Below are 20,606 nucleotides of genomic sequence, written 5' to 3'. Positions count from 1 at the left end.
AAGAGATGAATTGATGGCCCGCCTATCCTAATCCCACAGGGGATAGTGCTCTAAATGCACTTCCTGCTCGAAGAAAATCCGCGTACTTTCCTCAAATGAGCGGGTGAAATCCGACACATAGAAGTGGTGCGCCGGGGGTGTTTCCGACGCGGGTGCCAGCAGGCCGTGGGCGGCCAGATAGGCTTCGGTATCGGCCGCCACCACGTCGGAAGCGTCCAGCACATCGACCCCACCGGCGTAGAAGCGGGCAATCTGCTCCTTTATCAGCGGGTAATGCGTGCAGGCCAGCACCAGCGCGTCGATGTTAGCCAGGTCGGGCTGGCTGAGGTAGGCAGCAATGATGTCGTCGGAAATAGCGTTTTTGAAGAAGCCTTCCTCAATCATGGGCACCAGCAGCGGCGTGGCCAGCGAGTGCAGGTCCACGCCGGCGTTCAGGTCGTCGACCTTCTTCTTATATACGTTGGAGTTCACCGTCTGCTTCGTGCCAATGAGGCCCACGCGGCGGCCAGCGTAGGCCTGGCCCAGGTGCGCCACAATGGGGTCAATCACACTCAGCACTTGTGCTTTGCTCCCCACGTACTCGCGCACCAGCTCGTAGGCGGCGGCCGAGGCCGAGTTGCAGGCAATCACAATCAGCTTGCAATTCTGGCGCAGCAGCAGGTCGCAAATCTTCACCGAATAGGCCTGAATGGCGGCCGTGCTTTTATCGCCGTAGGGCAGGTGGGCAGTATCGCCGAAGTACACGATTTGCTCGTGGGGCAGGCGGCGCGCCACGGCCCGCGCCACCGTGAGGCCGCCAATACCGGAGTCGAACATGCCAATGGGCCGGGCGGCCAAAGCCGCCGAAACGGCCGGCGCGGGAGCAGCAGTAGTCATGAGGCAAAGGTAGCCGAAGGCCGATTGTTGGTTTCGTTCAGCCTCTCCTTTTTCGGACGCGAATGCAGCGCGCAACGAACCAACGGGCAGAATACGCGGCATGATGGCCCACCAAATCGCCGCCCAGCAGCGCCTGTTGCCGGGCCACAGGGCACGGTTACTGATAACTAAACCCTATATTTCCGCATCATTATCCGCTCAACTTTCTTTGCTATGAGCACCATTCTAGCCGAAATCGACGACGCACTGGCCGCACACGATGCCCAACTGGGCCGGCCCGTGGCTATCTACCTGGGCGAGCGCAAGCTCACGCAGCTCACCCTGGATGCCGCCAACGCCGCCCTCCCCGAGCTCAGTACCGACGCCGGCCGCCCCCTCGCCTACCGCCACCTGGAGCTGCTGCGCGACGAAGTGAACCTCGACGGCCTGCGGGTGATATAGTAGTGAGGTGTGAGATGGTGAAGTGGTGAGGTTGATGTTTCTTCCGCACCACTCGCGCTAATTGCATATCAACCTCACCATTTCACCATCTCACACCTCACCGCACCAGCGGCTGGAGCACCGCCCACACTGTGCGCGCTACGATGCGGTGCCCGGCCGCCGTGGGGTGAATGCCGTCGGCCTGGTTCAGGCTACGGTCGCCGCCCACGCCTTCGAGCAGGAAGGGAATGAGAACGAGGTGGTTTTTGGCAGCAATTTCCTGATAAATAGCCTTGAAATCATTGGCGTAGGACTGGCCCATGTTGGGCGGAATCTGCATGCCGGCCAGCACAATTTGCGCGCCGGGGCTACGCCGCCGCACCGTGTCGATGATGCCTTGCAGGTTTTCGCGGGTGGCCGAGAGGGGCAGGCCGCGCAGGCCGTCGTTGCCGCCCAGCTCCAGCACGAATATGTCGACGGGCTGTTTCAGAATCCAGCTCACGCGGCTGCGGCCGCCGGCGGTGGTTTCGCCGCTCAGGCCGGCGTTTATCACTTCGTAACCGAGTTTGAGGGAGTCGATTTTATTGCCAATTAGGCCCGCGAAGGCTTCTTCAGGCTCTACGCCGTAGCCGGCGGTGAGGCTGTTGCCGAAGAACAGCAGGCGTTTGGTGGACGTTTTGGCTGCGGCCGGGGCAGTGGCAACCGGCGTAGCTGAAGCAGCCGGCTGCTCGGCCGTGGGGCCGGCGTTGCAGGCGGTGAGGGCCAGCCCAAGCAGGGCGGCGAAGGGCAAATGCAGGAATTTCATAAGCAGCGTTTGGGGCACGAAACCGTAAAGCCGGAAAACATGCCGGCGGTTTCAACGTCTTAGGGAACGAACGGGTGGCGGCGCGGTTGTGTAGTGAGCAGCTTGACCAACCACAAGAACGTCATACTGAGCGCAGCCGAAGCATCTCGCGTGCCACCACTAATCCCTTTTCAGCCGAAGGTCGGCGTAGCCAACGATTGATTCACTGCTGCACGCGAGATGCTTCGGCTGCGCGGACACCAGATGAGCATGACCGTTCTTTTTTCCTCCCAACCCTCCTCCCCGCCTACTCCCACACCCTCCTGCCATAATCAATGTCCATTCTCCGCGTCGAAAACCTCACTAAAACCTACCCCAGCGCCGGCCAGCCGCTCACGGTGCTCCACGGCGTCAGCTTCGAGCTGGCGGCCGGCGACACCTTTGCCATTGTGGGCTCCTCGGGCTCGGGCAAAACCACGCTTCTGGGCCTTTGCGCCGGCCTGGACCGCGCCACTTCGGGCAGCGTGTGGCTGAATAATATTCAGCTCGATAACCTGAGCGAGGACGAGCGCGCCGCCGTGCGCAACCAGCACGTCGGCTTTATTTTCCAGAACTTCCAGCTCCTGCCCACCCTCACGGCCCTCGAAAACGTGCTGGTGCCGCTGGAGTTGCGCGGCCAACGCGGAGCCACCAAAACCGCCCTCGACCTGCTCGACCGCGTGGGCTTGGCCGCCCGCGCTGGCCACTACCCCGCCCAGCTATCCGGTGGCGAGCAGCAGCGCGTGAGCCTGGCCCGCGCCTTCGCCAACCGCCCCGCCGTGCTCTTCGCCGACGAGCCCACCGGCAACCTCGACCCCGACACCAGCGAGAAAGTAGTGGACTTATTGTTCGAGCTCAACCGCGAAGCCGGCACCACGCTGGTGCTGGTAACCCACGATTTGGAGCTGGCTGCGAAGACACAGCGCACGCTGCGGCTACGCGGGGGTAAAGTGGTGGAGGAAGCAGTTCATTAGCACAGCCTGGCGCGAGTTTGGGCAAAGCCGTAACTCGTGCCCAAAATCGGGCGAGGCTGTGCCTCGCACCAGAACGACCAGCCAGAACGACTCGCCTGAGCAGCTACCGTTTATCCCAAAAGCAGCATGCACACTGGCCATAGTCTAAGCGAAGCGACGACTACGCGCCTACGGTGAGGCGAGTTTGCAACTTGCCACCCGGGGGAACTTGCCCTCCGGAGCATTCGTAGCGAATCACAAACTCGCTTTACACCACGCCTGTAGTTGTCGCTTCATTCAAACGATGGCTAGCGAAACTGTAGCTATCAAAAGAATACCGTGCTTACTGCGCAGCTCAGCATTGCCGCTGCGCGGCAGTGGAGGCACAGCCTCCACCCATAGTCCGGCACGAGTTACGGCTTCGCCCAAACTCGCGCCAGTTAATCTCTCAAATTATGACCAATACTTCCTGGCTTTTCCGCATGGCGTGGCGCGACAGCCGCCGCAGCCGGGCGCGGCTGCTGCTTTTTATGGCCAGCATTATCCTGGGCATCGCGGCGCTGGTGGGCATCAATTCCTTTGGCGACAACCTGGCCCGCAGCATTGCCGGGCAGGCGCGGGAACTGCTCGGGGCCGACTTGGTGCTGAGCGCCAACCAGCCCTTCGACCCCAAGGTGGAACCGGCCCTGGCCAGGCTCGGCACGGCCTGCACACGGGAAATATCGTTTGCTTCGCTGGTGCAGTTCCGGCCGGGCAAGGGCACACGGCTGGCGCAGGTGCGGGCGCGCTCCGGCGGCTTTTTCTACGGTGCGTGGGAGGTGCAGCCAAAAGCGGCCGCTATCCACTTCGCCGATACGACCGCCGCGCCGGGCGCGCTGGTCGATGATGCGTTGCTGGTGCAGTTCGGCGCTAAAATCGGCGATTCGGTGCAGGTGGGCCAGGTGGTGCTGCCCATCATTGGGCGCGTGCTGAAAACGCCGGGGCAGTCGGGCATTACCACGGCCGTGGCACCTACCGTGTTTCTGCCCCTGGGCCAGGTCACGGCCACCGGGCTGGTGCAGCGCGGCAGCCGGGTGAAGTACACCCGCAGCTACCAGTTTGCACCGGACACCGACGTGGCCGCCATCCTCAAACCCCTGCAGGCCCGCCTCGACGCCGCCGACATCGACACCGATACCGTGGCCAGCCGCCAGCAAAGCACCGGCCGCGCCTTCGCCGACCTAACCCGTTACCTCAGCCTGGTGGCCTTCGTGGCGCTATTGCTGGGCTGCGTGGGCGTGGCCAGCGCCGTGAACCTCTACGTGCGCGAAAAGCTGGCCGCCGTGGCCGTGCTGCGCTGCCTGGGTGCCAGCGGCAAGCAGGCGCTGCTAATTTATCTGATTCAAACGACCGGCCTCGGCTTCATCGGGGCGGTGCTGGGGGCAGCGCTGGGGGCGGCCGTGCAAGGGTTGCTACCGCGGGTGCTGGGCGATTTCCTGCCCGTGGATATTACGGTGAGCATCTCGTGGGCCGCCATTGGCACGGGCCTGCTCACGGGGCTGTTGATGGCGGTGCTCTTCGCGCTGCTGCCGCTGCTGAGCATCCGGCGGGTGTCGCCGCTGCGGGTGCTGCGCACGGCGTTTGAGGACGATACGGCCGCGCCCGACCCGCTGCGACTCGTCGTTATTGCCATCATCGGGGTATTCATCCTCGCCTTCGCCTATGGCCAGACGCGCGACTGGAAGCTTACGCTGGGCTTCGGAGCGGGGCTGCTGGCGGCCTTCGGGGCGCTGGCCGGGCTGGGTCGCCTGCTGATGGGGGCCGTGCGCCGCTTCTTTCCCGCCGGCTGGGGCTACGTGTGGCGGCAGGGCCTGGCCAACCTCTACCGGCCCCAAAACCAGACGCTCACGCTGGTAACCTCCATCGGACTGGGCACATTTCTACTGGCCACGCTCTTCCTCACCCAGGCCATGCTGCTGGGCCGCGTGCAGATTGCCGGCCAGAAATCGGCGGCCAACCTCGTGCTGTTTGATATTCAGCCCGAGCAGCGCGCCGGGGTGGAAGCACTGCTGACGGCGCAAAAGCTGCCCGTGCTCCAGCGCGTACCCATCGTGACCATGCGCCTCACGGCCATCAACGGCACATCCGTCTCCATTATTAAGAAGGATACGGCGCGTGGCATTCCCGCCTGGGCCCTCACCCGCGAGTACCGAGTCACATTCCGCGACTCGCTGAACTCCTCCGAAAAGCTCACGGCCGGAACCCGGCCCCGCATTGGTCCCGATAAAATTCCGCGCATCTCAGTGGAGAGCGGCTATCTGGAGCGCGTTAAGCTGAAACTGGGCGATACGCTCGATTTCAACGTGCAGGGCCTGTCGCAGCGCACCATCATCGGCGGCACCCGGGAAATTGACCGCAGCCGGGTGCAGCCCAGCTTCCTGGTGATTTTTCCGGCCGGGGTGCTCGAAGGCGCGCCACAGTTTGAGGTCGTGCTCACGCGCACGCCCAACACGGCGGCGCTGGCCCGCGTGGAGCAGGCCTTGGTGCAACAGTTCCCCAACGTGTCGGCCATCGACCTGGGCCTGATTCTGACTACGCTAAACGATATCGTGGACAAAATATCTTTTGTAATTCGCTTCATGGCTGGCTTCAGCATCCTCACGGGTCTGCTGGTGCTCAGCAGCTCGGTGGTTATCAGCCGCTACCAGCGCGTGCGCGAAAGCGTGCTGCTGCGTACGCTGGGCGCCAGCCGGGCCCAGATTCTGCGCATCACGCTGGTCGAATACGGCCTGTTGGGGCTGCTGGCGGCGCTGGCCGGCATTGGGCTGGCCGTGCTGGCGGCCTGGGCGCTAGCCGTGTGGGTGTTCGAAGCCAGCTTCGGGCCGGCCGTGCTGCCCCTGCTGGGCCTGGCAGGGCTGGTGACGGCGCTCACGGCGGGCATTGGCCTGTTCAATAGCCGCGACGTGCTGCGGCGCTCGCCGCTGGAGGTGCTGCGGGCCGAAGGGTAAAACGGTAGGATGAGCGACGGCCGCGACGCCGGCAAGGGCCGGGCAGTCTACTGGCCATTATGCGCCCTACCTTCGAGGCAGCCAGTAGGCTTGCTTCCGCACTTATTCGTTTTTCTTATGCCTGCCTTCATCCGATTCTCCAAACGGCTTTGCATTGCGCTGCTCTTCACGTCCGGCGCGGCACAAGCCCAGCAACTGACCATCGTGCATGCCAACGTGGTGGACGTGGCAACGGGCAACATCCGGCCCGACATGACGGTGGTAATTGCTGGCAAACGCATTGCCCGGGTGAGCCCTTCGGCTCGCGTCAATCCGAAGGTTGGAAAGGTGGTCGACGCCACCGGCCAGTACCTCATCCCGGGGCTCTGGGACATGCATACCCACGTTTATTTCGACGGCACGGCCGCCGCTGGCACCGACCTTATTCTGCCCCTGCTGCTGGCCAATGGCATCACCGGCATCCGCGACATGGGCAGCGAGCTTGACTCGATACTGAAAGCGCGGGCCGATATCGCCGCGCACCGGCGGCTGGGACCGCGCCTGGTGGTGAGCGGCCCGATGCTGGACGGGCCGAAATCGCCCTACAAGGCCTCCATCGCCATTGCGACGCCCGAAGATGGCCGCCAGGCGGTTGACCGCCTCAAAGCGCGGGGCGTCGACTTCATCAAGGTGCAGTCGCTGGTGCCGCGCGAAGCCTATTTCGCCATCGCGGCCGAAGCGAAGAAAGTGGGCCTCGCCCTGGACGGCCACGTGCCCGACGCAGTGCGCGCCACCGAAGCCCTGACGGCGGGCCAACGCTCCTTCGAGCACTTAATTGGCATTTTTGAAGCCAGCTCGACGGCCGAAGACGCCTACGTGGCGGGCCAGGAGAAGTCGCCGGGTCGGCTGCTGGCCACTTACAACGCCCCCCGCGAGGCCGCCATTATCCGGGTGCTGGCGGCGCACCCGCAGGTGTGGCAATGCCCCACCCTATACTGGGAACGGGGCCAATGGCTGGTCGATTCCATTGCTTGGGGGCAAGACCCCGACCTGACTTACGCCGGCCACAGCTGGGTGGCGCAGCGCTGGCCCAAGGCCCAGGCCAGCATCATCCGCACCATGGACACCGAGCCGCTGCCGGTGCGCGCCCGCTTCGTCACCCACGAGCTCGACTTGGTGCGAAAGCTGCACGCGGCGCACGTAGGCTTCCTGGCCGGCACCGACACCCCGGCGGGCGTCGACCTGATTCCGGGGGCCAGCCTGCACCTGGAGCTGCAGCGCTTCGTGGCGGCCGGTTTCACGCCCCTTGAAGCCCTGCAAACCGCCACGCTCAACCCAGCGAAATTTTTCAAGCGGCAAGCCGATTTCGGCTCCGTGCAGGCCGGCCGGCTGGCCGACCTCGTGCTGCTCAGCGCCAATCCGCTGACCGACATTGCCAATACCCAGCGCATTGTGGGCGTGCTGGCCGATGGGCAATACCTCTCACAGCCAGACCTGCAGCAGTTGCGGCAGCGCTTGCAGCAGGTGGCCGCCGGGAAGTAGCATCAGGGAAGGAGAGCAACTATTAACTCCTGCAAAACCCTGTCATCCTGAGCATTCTGCGATTAAAGTGACTTCGCCTCTTCAGACACGTCCGAAGCTTAGGGGCTATCCGAATAGACGCTAAAAAAGCACGTCATGCAGAGCCCAGCGAAGCATCTTTACCGCGCAATGCAATCAATTACGGTTGCGGTAAAGATACTTCGCTGCGCGCTGCATGACGCCCTAGGTGGGCGGATTCTTAGCGAAGCGCAGAGCTATATTTGGGCATAATCCCGCCCTCTATGCACAAGCACTTACTTCTGTTTGCCGGCCTCGCCAGCCAACTGCCCGCGCTGGCCCAACAGGCTCCCAAAAAGCCGCTCGACCATTCTGTTTATGACAAGTGGGAGAGCGTGGCCAACGCCAAAATCAGCCCCAACGGCCGGTACGTGCTGTATCAGGTAAAGCCCCAGCAGGGCGACGGCACGCTCTACCTGAAAACCTTTGATAACCGCCCGCTGGCCAGCATCAGCCGGGGCGACTCGGCGGCGTTTTCGGCCGATTCGAAGTTCGTGGTCTTCCCCATCAAGCCGCCTTATGCGCTGGTACGGCAGGCCAAAATCAAGAAGAAAAAGCCCGACGATATGCCCAAGGATTCGCTGGGCGTGTTCGCGCTCGAAACCGGCAAGCTCACCAAATACCCCAACGTGAAGTCGTGGCAGCTGGCTGAGAAAGCCCCCGTGTTGGCATTCCTGGGCAACAAGCCGGCGCTGAAGGAGGCGAAACCCACCGCCCCAGCCGACACGCTGAAGAAACTCACCGACGGCCTGCTCGGGGCTAACAAAGCCGGCGCACCGCTCACGGTCATCAGCCTGCTGACCGGCCGCACCCGCGAATTTGCGGCCGTGACCGACTACCAGATGAGCAAGCCGGGCAACCGCGTGGCTTTCGCCGTGCTGGCCCCCAAAGGCAGCAAGGACGTGCAGTCGGGTTTGTATGCGGTTGATGTAGCTTCAGGCAGCCTTAAGAAGCTGAGCAGCGGCAAGGGCACCTATAAGAACCTGGCGTTTGACGACGCCGGCCGGCAGCTGGCTTTCGCAGCCGAAAAGCACCCGGAAAAGGCACTGGTGAAGCCGTTCGGCCTGTACTACTCGGACTTTACGAAAGACACGGCGGCTATTGTTTTGCGGCCGGGCGACAAGGCGTTGAAGGCGAACTGGTCGCCGAGCGGCTTCGGCAAAATCCAGTTCAGCGAGAACGGCGAGAAGCTGTTTTTCGGCACCGCGCCCAACCCGCTGCCGCAGGATACCACGCTGGTGGACTTTGAGCACGCCAAGCTCGACATCTGGAACTACAAGGATGACTACCTGCAGCCCATGCAGCTGAAGACGTTGAAGAAGGATTTACAGCGCAACTACCTGGCCGTCATCTACCCCAGGCAGGCCAACAAGTTTGTGCAGCTGGAAGATGAGTACCTGCGCGACTCCTACCTGGCCGACAACACCAACGCCGAATACGTGCTAGCCACCACCGACACGGCCAAGCGCGTGTCGATGCAGTGGGAAGGCAGCACCCGCAAGCAGGCCTACCTGGTTTCTACCCGCACCGGCCAGCGCGTGGCCATCAACCCGAAAGCCTCCAAGAGCCGCTTCCAGATTTCGCCCCACGGCGACTTCGCCCTATGGTACGACGACGCGGCCAAGGCGTGGTTTGCCTACTCGGTGGCCACCCGCCAAACAGTGAACCTGACCCAAAAAACCGGCGTCAGCTTCGCCGATGAGGAGAACGACTCGCCCACCGACCCCGAGCCCTACGGCGTGGCCGCCTGGACGAAGAACGACGAAGCCGTACTACTCTACGACCGATACGATATCTGGAAAATCAACCCCAAAACCGGCTCGGCCAGCAATTTCACCGCCGGCCTGGGCCGCCAGCAGAAGCTGCGCTTCCGCTACCGCCTGCCGATAGAGAAGCAGAAGTTTATCGAGCCCAAGGATGAACTACTGCTGCTGACGCAGAACGACGTGGACAAAACCTGGGGCTACTACCGTAAGCCCCTCGCCGGCACCAAGGCCCCCGAGCGCCTCGCCATGGCCCCCATGGCTTACTCGAACGTGGAGCAGGCCAAAAACGCCCGCCGCTACCTCTACACCAAATCGAGCGTAAGCCAGCCGGCCGACGTGTATGTGAGCGCTGACCTGCAAAAGGAAACCAGGCTCAGCGCTATTAATGCCCAGCAAAAGGACTACAACTGGTTCACGGCCGAGCTCGTGCACTGGACCACGCCGCAGGGCCACGCCGCCACCGGCGTGCTCTACAAACCCGAAAACTTCGACCCCACGAAGAAGTACCCGATGATTTCGTACTTCTACGAGAAGCTGTCGGACGGCCTCTACCGCTACCAGGCGCCCGCGCCCACGCCCTCGCGGCTCGACGTCGCCATGTTTGCCAGCAACGGCTACCTCGTTTTCACACCCGACATCAGCTACACCGTGGGCGAGCCCGGCCCTTCGGCCATGGAGTACATCAACTCCGGCGTGGAAGCGCTCAAGCAAAATACCTGGGTCGATGCCGCGCACCTCGGCCTGCAGGGCCAGAGCTGGGGCGGCTACCAGGTGGCCTACCTCATCACCCAGACCAACATGTACGCCGCCGCCTGGGCGGGCGCGCCCGTCGTGAACATGACCTCGGCCTACGGCGGCATCCGCTGGGAATCGGGCATGAGCCGGCAGTTCCAGTACGAGCGCACCCAGAGCCGCATCGGCGGCACCCTATGGGAAAAGCCCGAGCTCTACATCCGCAACTCGCCGCTGTTTTCGCTGCCCAAAGTGCAGACGCCCGTGGTCATCATGTCGAACGACGCCGACGGGGCCGTGCCGTGGTACCAGGGCATCGAAATGTTCACCGACCTGCGCCGCCTGGGCAAGCCCGTGTGGCTGCTGCAGTACAACGGCGAAGCCCACAACCTGGTGAAGCGCGAAAACCGCAAGGATATTTCCATCCGCGAGCTGCAGTTCTTCGACCACTACCTCAAAGGCCAACCCGCCCCCGTGTGGCTTAGCACCGGCGTACCCGCCGTGGAAAAAGGCCGCAACTGGGGTTTGGAAACCTCGAAGGGAACCGGGTTGTAGGCGGTGCGAACGTTCGCCTCCCCCCCCCCGGCCCCCTCTCCGAAAAGGAGAGGGGGAGCGTTCGGGAGCATCGTCAGGCTCCCCTCGCCTTTTCGGAGAGGGGCCGGGGGTAAAGCGCACCGCCAGAACGACCCAGCAGAAAAGGCCCGTTTCTACCCCTGGAAACGGACCTTTTACATTGACTGAAACTATGAAGCTTATCCTGCGCCCCCGCCGCGACGGGGAGTGTCGGGTGCGGCGGGAGGGGCGGCGGCACAATAGCTAAGCCTAAGCCGCCTCCAGAATAAAATCGGCCGGAATATTCAGCGTCTTATGAAGCTTCTTGGCCAGACTCATGGTCACGCTGGTTTTGCCATTGAGCAAGTCGCTGAACCGGCTGGCGGGGATGCCTAGCAGCTCGGCCATCTGCTTGCGGTTGAGCTGGCGGTTGAACATCTCTATTTCCAGCCGGCCGATGAGCGTATCAGGCCGCACTGGGCCGTGGCCAGCCCGAATTTCGTAGTCGTCAATGGCTCCGGCCAGGGTCGCAATGGCCGCGTCGCCCTCGGGAGCCGTGGTAATAAGCCGCTTCAGTTCCAGCAGCGCGGCTTGGTATTCAGTGGCGGTGCGAATAGTCATAGCAAGAAGGTTTATAAGATTAAAGTGCGCTCACGTCGAGTTTATCGTAGTCGGCGTGCGTGCCGATGAACAGGATGTACAGCGTGCGGGTGCTGAAATGCACCAGCGTAATCACCCGCAGGCGGTTGCCGCACACGTCAAATACCAGCCGGTCAGGGGCCACGTAGTCGGTATTCCGATACGTCTGCTTCACGGCCAGAAAATCCTTCCAGCTGGCGGCGCGGGTCACGTCGTACCACTCGTTCAGCGCCCTGGCGCAGCCAGGGTACCGAATGGCCGCTTCCTTCACCGCCGATTTAGCCAGCACCACCATACGATTACATATTTTGTAATTCTCTAACGTTTCTGCGAAGCTAACAGTTTGCGGCTGGCCAACAAAGCGCGGTTGCATCGTTCCCGCTGCCCCTCCGCCCCCGCCGCGACGGGGCGTGTCAGAGGCCGCTGGTAGGGGCGGCAGTTGCTAATAACGCTTAAGCAACTTGTCACCTGATTTTTGCCAAATTCCTCTGAAATTGTATAGCCAAAGCCTACCTTTATTATCACACAAAAGGTTTTTTGGCTCAATATATTGGCTTTCACTTGTGAGTATCGTGGTATCAACCACTTTGCCATGTCTCACACGCAGCAGATACTCTGTAGTAGGGAAGACTGCATTGTTTGAGCCTGCCAGATATGTGTTACCACCGCAAGCACAGACATCGCTAACCTCATTAATGAAGCCAACCGTTGTAAGAAGCTTCCAGCCGGTTCCAATTCTAGAAAATAGTTGCCCGCCACTGTAAAACTTATATCGCCCTCCTGAAAAATAAGAATCAATCCCAATTGTATCGTTTACAGAATGATTTAATTCAGGTATTTCATCGACAACACCCCAATTCTTACCTATTCGGTCGCGCATCTGATGCACTTTTCCATCATAAGCTATTACCTGTAGTGGTTCACCCGGCAGTGAGTTGAATTCATACGGAAAGAATTTATGCGTATCAAATTCTATGTTCTTCCACGTTTTCCCAAAATCAGCAGAATAAGCAAGGCGTGAGTAGGCGGGTTCGTGAATACCAACCCAACTATCCAGTCCCCACAAAACATGGTGCTGGTCAATAGTCAGGTATTTGATGTATAAAAAATCATGCTTCTGTGGTTGGTCGTGCAGGCTTTGCCAATGCAAACCTGCGTCCGTCGTGAGGGCTAAGCCGCCGTGCCATTTTACCGCAATAAGCGTGTCCCCACTAACAGGCAATAAATCATAAACTGCTTTGTCGGGACCAGTCGGCTTGTAAACCATTTTAGGTTTAGCCCTTGTAGAAGTTTGTGGCTGCTTCGCCTTCTCGGCTTGGTTTGATTCTGAGTTACACGAACTACTCAAGCAACTCAAAGCAATGAGCCCTAAAAAACAGTAATGTCGAAAAGATTGGAAAAGAAGCATGGCAACGAATGTAAGAACAATCCCTAAACGTCCCCGCCCGCCCCGGCCGTACCTTTGCGGCCTATGAATCTGTTATCCGCCGAGAACATCTCGAAGAATTACGCCGACCGCTGGCTGTTTCAAAACCTCAACTTCGGCCTGCAACAAGGGCAGCGCGTGGCCTTTGTGGGCATCAACGGCACCGGCAAAACCACGCTCATGCGCGTGCTGGCCGGCCTCGAAAACCCCGATACCGGCTCGGTGAGCGTGCGCAAGGGCATCCGCGTAACCTACCTGGGCCAGCAGCCTGTGTTCGACGAAAGCCTGACCGTGGAAGAAACCATCTTCGCCAGCCAGAACGACACGCTCAAGGCCATCCAGGAGTACGAGCACGTCATCAACGACGAAAACCACAAGCCCGACGACCTCCAGCGCGTGCTGGAGCGGATGGATTCGCTGAACGCCTGGGACTACGAAGCCCAGGTGCAGCAGATACTGGGCAAATTGGGCATCCTCGGCGAGCTGCTCCAACGCAACGTGAGCATGCTCTCGGGCGGGCAGCGCAAGCGCGTGGCCCTGGCCCGCGTACTCATCGAAGAGCCCGACGTACTGCTCCTCGACGAACCCACCAACCACCTCGACCTAGCCACCATCGAGTGGCTCGAAAACCGCCTGAACTCGCCCAGCCTCACGCTGCTGATGGTGACCCACGACCGGTACTTTCTGGACAAGGTGGCCAATGAAATCGTGGAGCTCGACAAGGGCCAGATGTACCGCTACCAGGGCAACTACGCCTATTTCGTGGAGAAAAAGGCCGACCGCGAAATGCGCGAAACCGTGGAAGTGGAGAAGGCCCGCCAGCTCTTCAAAAAGGAGCTCGACTGGATGCGCCGCATGCCCCAGGCCCGCGGCACCAAGCAAAAAGCCCGCATCGACGCCTTCTACGTCACCAAGGAAAAAGCCAGCACCAACCTCAACAAGCAACAGATTGAGCTGAGCGTGAAAACCACCCGCCAGGGCGGCAAAATCATCGAAGCCCACAACCTGACCAAAAAATTCGGCGACCTCACCGTGCTCGACGATTTCAACTACGTCTTCAAGAAAAAGGACCGCATTGGCTTGGTCGGCCCCAACGGCGTGGGCAAATCCACACTCATGAACATGCTCACCGGCAAGCTCCAGGCCGATTCCGGCACCATCGAAGTGGGCACCAACACCGTGTTCGGCTACTACACCCAGACCGAGCTGGAATTTGACCCCACCCAGCGCGTCATCGACATCGTGAAGGAAGTGGCCGAAGTGGTGGAGCTCGCCAACGGCGACGTGCTCACCGCCAGCCAGTTCCTCAACCTGTTCCTGTTCCCGCCGGCCCAGCAGTACACGCTGGTGAGCAAGCTGAGCGGTGGCGAAAAGCGCCGCCTGCAGCTGCTGCGCGTGCTCATTAAGAACCCCAACTTCCTCATTCTCGACGAGCCCACCAACGACCTCGACCTGGGCACGCTCAACATCCTGGAAGACTTCCTGATGCACTTCACTGGCTGCCTGCTCATCGTCAGCCACGACCGGTACTTCCTCGACCACCTCGCCGAGCACCTCTTCGTGCTCGAGCCCGGCGGGGCCATTCTCAACTTCCCCGGCAACTACACCGACTACCGCGACTACCTCGAAGAGCGCGAAACCGAAGCCGCCCTCATCGAAGAAGAAAAGGCCGCTAAGGCCGCCCGCGCCGCCGCCAAGCTGGCCGCGCCCGTTGCCGTGAGCACCGCCGTAGCCCCCTCGCCGCAAAAGCGCCGCGCCACCTTCGCCGAGAAGAAGGAATACGAGCAGCTTGAAAAAGGGATGGCGACTTTGGAAGCTGAGAAGGAGGAAATCACCGCCAAACTGAACGGCGGCAGCGGCTCGCCGCAGGACTTCGCCGCGTGGGGTGCCCGCCTGGCCGCTATTGAGAAAGAGCTGGGCGAGAAGGAAGAACGGTGGCTGGAATTGGCTGACCTCGGGTAAACGCCACCCCAAACCGGCCCATTAAATGAGCCAATGCCTTATAAAAACAATAGCCCCGGCAAGTTGCCGGGGCTATTGTTTTTAACCAAATAGCTGAACTAATACGGCGGCGGCAACCAATATGCCGCTTATTATTAATCTGTTTCGTTGAGATTTTTTCTGATGGCGGGCGCTTTCAATCAGCCAGGTAGAAGGCGATGTTTGCATAGCAGTAAAGGAGTATAAGAGTGAAAAGGAATCGAAAGGCACGGTAAACGCTATGGCATTCAGCAATTATTCACTATTGCCGTTTGCGCACCTGGGCGAACTCCAGCGGCACCATGCTGCTTCCTGCCGGGGCCTTCACGACCAGGCCATCGGCGGCGTCGTAGCACGGAAAGTAGCGGTAGCCGCGCACCTGCTGGCCGGGTTCGAGCGTCACTTTGCGCAGAGCATACTCCTGGAACATGGCGGCGCGCTGCTGGAGTACGTCGGCGGCCACGGCGTGCTCGATTTTAGACGCGGTGGAATGACGCTGTAGGCCACGGCCGCATCGTGGATGGCGGCGCGGTTCTGGTACTGAGCGGGCGTTTCGCGCTTGCCGATGCTGGCCACATCCGTAGCAATGCTGGCGGCCCCGAGGGCCAGCCCCAGCCAGTCGATGCGGGCCGCTTTTGTGGCTTCGTTTTCAGCCCGGTCGTGCAGGACCGTTATTTCGGGTTCGGAGTCGAAGGCATTTATCGGGGCGGGCGGGCGGCAGGCTCGGCGAGGCGATAGAGCATTTTGCAAATTATAATTTTTGAATTATAAATTATAAATGGAGTTCAGCCATCAAATGCTTGCTACGCAAATTTATAATTTATAATTCAAAATTTATAATTCAAAGCCTACGCTTTCCAGAGCTCCTGCTGCACCTGCTTGCCCACGGTGAGCATGATACGTACCGGGTTTGGAATCAGCGTAATGCGGGCTTCCTTGCCGGGGTATTTCTCCGAATCAACCCACACGCCTTCTTTGGGCGTGGGCGTAGCGCCGGGGTTGCTGGGCAGGTAGGCGGTGGGCAGCAGCACGTCGGTGTCCGATTTCAGGTCGGTGTGCACTTTGTCGAGCGCCGTTTCCAAGAAGTCGCCGTATTCGTCGTTGAAGTCGTCTTCGAGGTCGTGCAGGGCTTCTTCCACTTCGTCGTAGCGGGCGTCGTCGTATTTAAGGGTGTGCAGCTCGGCCTTTTTTTCAATCAGGGCCACGAGGGCGAGGTTCAGTTCTTCGGTATTCATGGGGGCGCTAAGGCAGATGATTGGGCACAAAAATGGGGATGATTTGCTAAACGCGCGCCATTGGGGCTCCGGGTTTGGGCTGGTTTTGGCCAATTGTCGCCCCAAACCAATGAAAGCCGTATTTTTACCCAGTCATTCACCCCGCCAATTTTCCCTTCCCACCCATGCAAACCATGACCTCGCCGGCAGTACTAGCCCAGCCCGCCCAAGATTTCCTTCCCCTCAAAGGCACCGATTACGTCGAATTCTACGTCGGCAACGCCAAGCAGTCGGCCTACTTCTATCAGGCGGCGTTCGGCTTCGAGCTGGTGGCCTACGCCGGCCCCGAAACGGGCCTGCGCGACCGCGCCAGCTACGTGCTTCAGCAGGGCAAAATCCGCCTCGTGCTCACCACTTCCCTCCTGCCCGATTCTGAGATTACCCGCCACGTAGCCCAGCACGGCGACGGCGTGAAGGTGATGGCCCTGTGGGTGGACGATGCCCGCCAGTCGTGGGAAGAAACCACCAAGCGCGGTGCCAAATCGGCTTTCGAGCCCTATACCCTTGATGATGAGCATGGCAGCGTAACGCTATCGGGCATTTATACCTATGGCGAAAGCATCCACACCTTCGTGGAGCGCACCAACTACAGCGGCCCGTTCTTGCCCGGCTACGTGGCCAAGAGCAGCCTCGTGCCGCAGGGCGCGCCGGTGGGCCTACTGCATGTCGACCATTGCGTGGGCAACGTGGGCTGGGGGGAAATGAACCAGTGGGTGAAGTTTTACGAGGACGTGATGGGCTTTAAGCTGCTCCTCACCTTCGATGACGAGGACATCAGCACCGAGTATTCGGCCCTGATGAGCAAGGTGGTTTCCAACGGCAACGGCTACGTGAAATTCCCCATCAACGAGCCCGCCGAAGGCAAGAAAAAGTCGCAGATTGAGGAGTATCTCGACTACTACCACTCGCCCGGCGTGCAGCACATCGCCATTGCCACCAACGACATCCGCGCGACCGTGACCGAGCTGCGCCGCCGCGGCGTAGAGTTCCTGTCCGTGCCCGGCGCGTACTACGAAGACCTGCTGGAGCGCATCGGCGCGATTGACGAAGACCTGGAATCGCTGAAAGCCCTGAACCTGCTCGTGGACCGCGACGAGGAAGGGTACCTGCTCCAGATTTTCACCAAGCCCGTGGAGGACCGGCCCACGGTATTCTACGAAATCATCCAGCGCAAAGGGGCCAAGAGCTTCGGCAAGGGCAATTTCAAGGCGCTATTCGAGAGCATTGAGCGCGAGCAGGCGCTGCGCGGCAACTTGTAAGCCCGCCGCAAGCCGACGGCAGCTCCCGGAACGTCATGCTGAGCGCAGTCGAAGCATCTCTACCGCAGTAGTAATGAGTTACTATTGTGGTAGAGATGCTTCGACTCCGCGGACGCAAGATGAAGCATGACGTTCTTCTTTTGGTGCCGCCATGGTCAAAACCGCTACTCTTTTCCTGCTCCTGCTGGTTCTCACGGCTGCTTCGGGCCGTGCCCAAAGCGGCTGCACCGACCCGCGTGCCACCAATTTCAACCCCACCGCCACCGTCAACGATGGTTCGTGCCAGTACGCGGGCACCAGCACGGCGCTGGTGACCAAAGCTGCGCTGGCCAGCGCCGTGCCTGAATCGTCGGGGCTGCAGTTCACCGGGCAGGCGCTGTGGACGTTCAACGACAGCGGCAACGCGCCGGTGCTCTTCCGGGTCGATTCGGCCTCGGGCAGCGTGCTACAACAGGTCCGCATCACCAATTTCCCGAACGTGGACTGGGAGGACATCGCCGCCGATGCCCAGTACCTGTACGTGGGCGATTTTGGCAACAACAACGGCAACCGGCGCGACCTGCGGGTGCTGCGGGTGCTGAAATCGGCCATCGGTACGGCGGCCTCCGACTCGGTGACTGCCGAAGAAATTGCCTTCAGCTATCCCGACCAAACCACTTATGCCCCCGGCACCAACAACCACAACTTCGACTGCGAGGCATTTTTCTATTTCAACGATTCGCTGCACCTCTTCACCAAGAACTGGGCCGACCACCAAACCAAGTACTACACCATTCCAGCGCAGCCCGGCGCGTGCATTGCCCACCTCAAAGGCACATTTAATGTGAACGGCCTGATTACCGCCGCCGATATCAACCCCGCCGACTCGGCCGCGGGCCTGCTGGGCTACAACAGCAGCACCGGGACCACCTTTCTGTGGCTGCTGTCGGACTTTCAGGGTGGCCGGTTTCTGCAGGGCAACAAGCGCCGGATTGAGCTGCCCAATGCCCTGGTTATTGGCCAGGCCGAGGGCCTCACGTTCATCGACCGCTACCGCGTGTTTATTTCCAACGAGCGCCTCACTACCATTTTTACGGTACCGCAGCGGCTTTACGCCCTCAATACCAGCCGCTGGCTGGCCCCAGCCGTGCCCACGGGCACCCGCAGCCGGCGCGGCCGGGTGAGCGGCTTCATCATTGCCCCCAACCCGGCCGGTCCCAGCGTGCGCCTTGAGCGGGCCGATGGCCCACCCGGCAACCTCACCCTCACGCTACGGGATTTGCAGGGCCGCACCATCCTTAAAACCCGCATGGCGGCGGCCGAAAAAACCGTGGAAATAAACACGTCGCAGGTGGCAGCCGGCATGTATCTGCTGACTATTGACGCTGAGGCCAGTACATTTTCGAGAAAAATAGAGATTCCGTAGGGGTGTACTGGCAGTGAGCTGATTGCCTGCCTCCACCCGCCGGCGCAGGGGCCACGTGCCGGTTTTTCATCCAAACCTCTTTCCTTTACGGCCGTTTCTGAGCTGACCAACCCTCCTTAATTCCCTCCCATGCCCCTCTCCCCTGAAATCCAACACACCATCAGCACCTGGCTCACGCCCGAGTACGACGCCCAGACCCAGCAGGCCATCCGCGACATGCAGGCTGCCGGCCAGGACGATGCCCTCACCGATGCGTTTTACCGCAGCCTGGAATTTGGCACCGGTGGCCTGCGCGGCATCATGGGCCCCGGCTCGAACCGCATGAACCGCTACACGCTGGGCATGGCCACCCAGGGCCTGTGCAACTACCTGTTGCACAGCTTTCCCAATCAGGAAATCAAGGTCGCCATCGCGCACGACAGCCGCAACAACAGCCCCGAATTTGCCGAAATAGCGGCTGGTATTTTTTCGGCCAATGGCATTATCGTGTATTTATTCGACAGCCTGCGACCCACGCCCGAATTGTCGTTCGCCATTCGGGAGCTGGGCTGCCAAAGCGGCTGTGTAATAACGGCTTCGCACAACCCCAAGGAGTACAACGGCTATAAAGTGTACTGGAACGATGGCTCGCAGGTGGTGGCCCCGCACGACACGAATATTATTATCGAAGTCAATAAAATCACCAGCCCGAACGAGGTGAAATTTGCGGCCGATAATTCGAAGATTATCCGCATCGGGGCCGATATGGACGCGAAATATTTCGCCGAAGCCAAAAAGCTCAGCATCGACCCGGCCGCCATTCGGCGCCAGCACGATTTGAACATCGTGTACACGCCCATTCACGGCTCGGGCATTACGCTGGTGCCGGGCCTGCTGCGCGAATTTGGCTTCACCAACGTGAACGTGGTGCAGGCCCAAGCCACGCCCGACGGCAACTTCCCCACCGTGCAGTCGCCCAACCCCGAGGAGAAAAGCGCCATGCAGCTGGCCCTCGACCAGGCCCAGGCCACCAACGCCGATATTGTGCTGGCCACCGACCCCGACGCCGACCGCGTGGGCGTGGGCGTGAAAAATGATAAGGGCGAATGGGTGCTGCTGAATGGCAACCAGACGGCCGCCATGCTTACCAACTACCTGCTTTCGGCCCGGCACCGCGCCGGCCAGAGCACGCCGCAGGATTTCATCGTGTACACCATCGTGACCAGCGAAATCCTCGGTGATATTGCCCACGAATACCAGGTGAAGAGCTACCGCACGCTCACCGGCTTCAAGTACATCGCCGGCCTGATTCGCGACTTGGAAGGCCAGGAAACCTACATCGGCGGTGGCGAGGAAAGCTATGGCTTCCTCATCGGCGATTTCGTACGCGACAAGGACGCCATCTCGGCCTGCGCGCTGGTGGCCGAAATGGCCGCCGTAGCCAAGGACCAGGGCCGCACGCTCTACCAGGAAATGGTGGCCATGTATGCCCACTACGGCCTATATGTGGAGGATTTGATTTCCCTCACCAAAAAAGGCCAGCGCGGTGCCGAGGAAATTCAGGAAATGATGGCCAGCCTGCGCGCCAACCCGCCCGCTCACATCGCGGGCCTGAAAGTGGTGGAAATCCGCGACTACAAAACCGGCAAAATCCACGACCTGGCCACCGGCCTCAGCACCGAAACCGGCGTGGAAAGCTCCAACGTACTCCAGTTCCTCACCGAAGACGGCAGCAAGATTTCGGCCCGCCCCAGCGGCACCGAGCCCAAAATTAAGTTCTACTTCAGCGTGAAGCAGCCGCTGAAATCCGCCGTGGATTATGATTTGGCCAACCGCCTGGGCCACGAGAAAATCAAGGCGATAATTGCGGATATGAAGCTGCAATAACTGCTAATTGAGCGCTAATCAGATTATAATACCCCGATGAGCTAGCTCTCGGGGTATTTATTTTTCACGC

The 20,606-nt window shown here is 60.6% G+C and carries 17 protein-coding genes; 9 read left to right on the top strand and 8 right to left on the bottom strand.

Annotation, left to right across the window (positions count from 1 at the left end; all coding sequences use genetic code 11):
* Window positions 1–27: 27 nt before the first annotated feature.
* A complete protein-coding gene (gene murI, locus KQ661_RS10800) occupies window positions 28–876 on the bottom strand; it encodes a glutamate racemase (RefSeq protein WP_216680628.1) in 849 nt (282 codons plus the stop codon).
* Window positions 877–1,089: 213 nt separating this feature from the next.
* Between murI and KQ661_RS10795 the strand changes: the two genes are divergently transcribed.
* Window positions 1,090–1,317: a hypothetical protein gene (locus KQ661_RS10795; protein ID WP_216680627.1), complete on the top strand. Its 228-nt coding sequence runs from the start codon at window positions 1,090–1,092 to the stop codon at window positions 1,315–1,317.
* A 97-nt stretch (window positions 1,318–1,414) separates the two neighbouring features.
* Here the strand turns inward: KQ661_RS10795 and KQ661_RS10790 are convergent, their stop codons facing one another.
* Complete coding sequence (locus KQ661_RS10790) at window positions 1,415–2,101, bottom strand: arylesterase (protein WP_216680626.1); 687 nt, start codon at window positions 2,099–2,101, stop codon at window positions 1,415–1,417.
* A 314-nt stretch (window positions 2,102–2,415) separates the two neighbouring features.
* On the opposite strand from KQ661_RS10790, the gene KQ661_RS10785 reads away from it, so the two are divergent.
* From KQ661_RS10785 to KQ661_RS10770, 4 genes are all read left to right on the top strand, one after another.
* On the top strand, window positions 2,416–3,093 hold the full coding sequence (locus KQ661_RS10785) for an ABC transporter ATP-binding protein (protein ID WP_216680625.1): 678 nt from the start codon (window positions 2,416–2,418) through the stop codon (window positions 3,091–3,093).
* 434 nt (window positions 3,094–3,527) lie between these two features.
* Window positions 3,528–6,059: an ABC transporter permease gene (locus KQ661_RS10780; RefSeq protein WP_235726961.1), complete on the top strand. Its 2,532-nt coding sequence runs from the start codon at window positions 3,528–3,530 to the stop codon at window positions 6,057–6,059.
* 117 nt (window positions 6,060–6,176) lie between these two features.
* A complete protein-coding gene (locus KQ661_RS10775; protein ID WP_216686405.1) occupies window positions 6,177–7,580 on the top strand; it encodes an amidohydrolase family protein in 1,404 nt (467 codons plus the stop codon).
* A gap of 281 nt (window positions 7,581–7,861) precedes the next feature.
* Window positions 7,862–10,690, top strand: a complete 2,829-nt coding sequence (locus tag KQ661_RS10770; RefSeq protein WP_216686404.1) for an alpha/beta hydrolase family protein — start codon at window positions 7,862–7,864, stop codon at window positions 10,688–10,690.
* A 267-nt stretch (window positions 10,691–10,957) separates the two neighbouring features.
* On the opposite strand, the gene KQ661_RS10765 is transcribed toward KQ661_RS10770, so the two are convergent.
* From KQ661_RS10765 to KQ661_RS10755, 3 genes are all read right to left on the bottom strand, one after another.
* Window positions 10,958–11,308 (bottom strand): helix-turn-helix domain-containing protein, encoded by a 351-nt coding sequence (locus KQ661_RS10765; protein ID WP_216686403.1) that lies wholly within the window; start codon window positions 11,306–11,308, stop codon window positions 10,958–10,960.
* Window positions 11,309–11,327: 19 nt separating this feature from the next.
* Window positions 11,328–11,621: a type II toxin-antitoxin system HigB family toxin gene (locus tag KQ661_RS10760; RefSeq protein WP_216686402.1), complete on the bottom strand. Its 294-nt coding sequence runs from the start codon at window positions 11,619–11,621 to the stop codon at window positions 11,328–11,330.
* Between the two features lie 147 nt (window positions 11,622–11,768).
* A complete protein-coding gene (locus KQ661_RS10755) occupies window positions 11,769–12,734 on the bottom strand; it encodes a WD40/YVTN/BNR-like repeat-containing protein (protein WP_216686401.1) in 966 nt (321 codons plus the stop codon).
* Window positions 12,735–12,797: 63 nt separating this feature from the next.
* Here KQ661_RS10755 and KQ661_RS10750 point away from each other — a divergent pair, with 63 nt between their 5' ends.
* Complete coding sequence (locus KQ661_RS10750) at window positions 12,798–14,714, top strand: ABC-F family ATP-binding cassette domain-containing protein (RefSeq protein WP_216686400.1); 1,917 nt, start codon at window positions 12,798–12,800, stop codon at window positions 14,712–14,714.
* A gap of 280 nt (window positions 14,715–14,994) precedes the next feature.
* Here KQ661_RS10750 and KQ661_RS10745 read toward each other — a convergent pair whose 3' ends face one another.
* The 3 genes from KQ661_RS10745 to KQ661_RS10735 all read right to left on the bottom strand — a co-directional run bounded on the left by KQ661_RS10745 (window position 14,995) and on the right by KQ661_RS10735 (window position 15,967).
* Complete coding sequence (locus tag KQ661_RS10745) at window positions 14,995–15,135, bottom strand: hypothetical protein (RefSeq protein WP_216686399.1); 141 nt, start codon at window positions 15,133–15,135, stop codon at window positions 14,995–14,997.
* Window positions 15,132–15,482 (bottom strand): hypothetical protein, encoded by a 351-nt coding sequence (locus KQ661_RS10740; RefSeq protein WP_216686398.1) that lies wholly within the window; start codon window positions 15,480–15,482, stop codon window positions 15,132–15,134. Before KQ661_RS10740 ends, KQ661_RS10745 begins: the two co-directional genes overlap by 4 nt.
* A gap of 98 nt (window positions 15,483–15,580) precedes the next feature.
* Entirely contained in the window at window positions 15,581–15,967 is a 387-nt protein-coding gene (locus tag KQ661_RS10735) for a hypothetical protein (RefSeq protein WP_216680617.1), read from the bottom strand.
* A gap of 164 nt (window positions 15,968–16,131) precedes the next feature.
* On the opposite strand from KQ661_RS10735, the gene hppD reads away from it, so the two are divergent.
* The 3 genes from hppD (at window position 16,132) to KQ661_RS10720 (ending at window position 20,536) form a co-directional block, all read left to right on the top strand.
* Complete coding sequence (gene hppD, locus KQ661_RS10730) at window positions 16,132–17,265, top strand: 4-hydroxyphenylpyruvate dioxygenase (protein ID WP_216680616.1); 1,134 nt, start codon at window positions 16,132–16,134, stop codon at window positions 17,263–17,265.
* 151 nt (window positions 17,266–17,416) lie between these two features.
* The gene (locus KQ661_RS10725; RefSeq protein ID WP_216686397.1) at window positions 17,417–18,670 is read left to right on the top strand and encodes a T9SS type A sorting domain-containing protein; all 1,254 of its coding nucleotides are present in this window, start codon (window positions 17,417–17,419) and stop codon (window positions 18,668–18,670) included.
* Window positions 18,671–18,799: 129 nt separating this feature from the next.
* Window positions 18,800–20,536, top strand: coding sequence for a phospho-sugar mutase (locus tag KQ661_RS10720; RefSeq protein ID WP_216680614.1), 1,737 nt, complete (start codon window positions 18,800–18,802; stop codon window positions 20,534–20,536).
* Window positions 20,537–20,606 lie beyond the last annotated feature (70 nt).

Origin of the sequence: Hymenobacter siberiensis, from assembly GCF_018967845.1 — a bacterium.
Taxonomy (GTDB): Bacteria; Bacteroidota; Bacteroidia; order Cytophagales; family Hymenobacteraceae; genus Hymenobacter; species Hymenobacter siberiensis.
The sequence above is the reverse complement of the archived record's forward strand: the minus strand, read 5'-3'. Positions and strand labels throughout refer to the sequence as shown.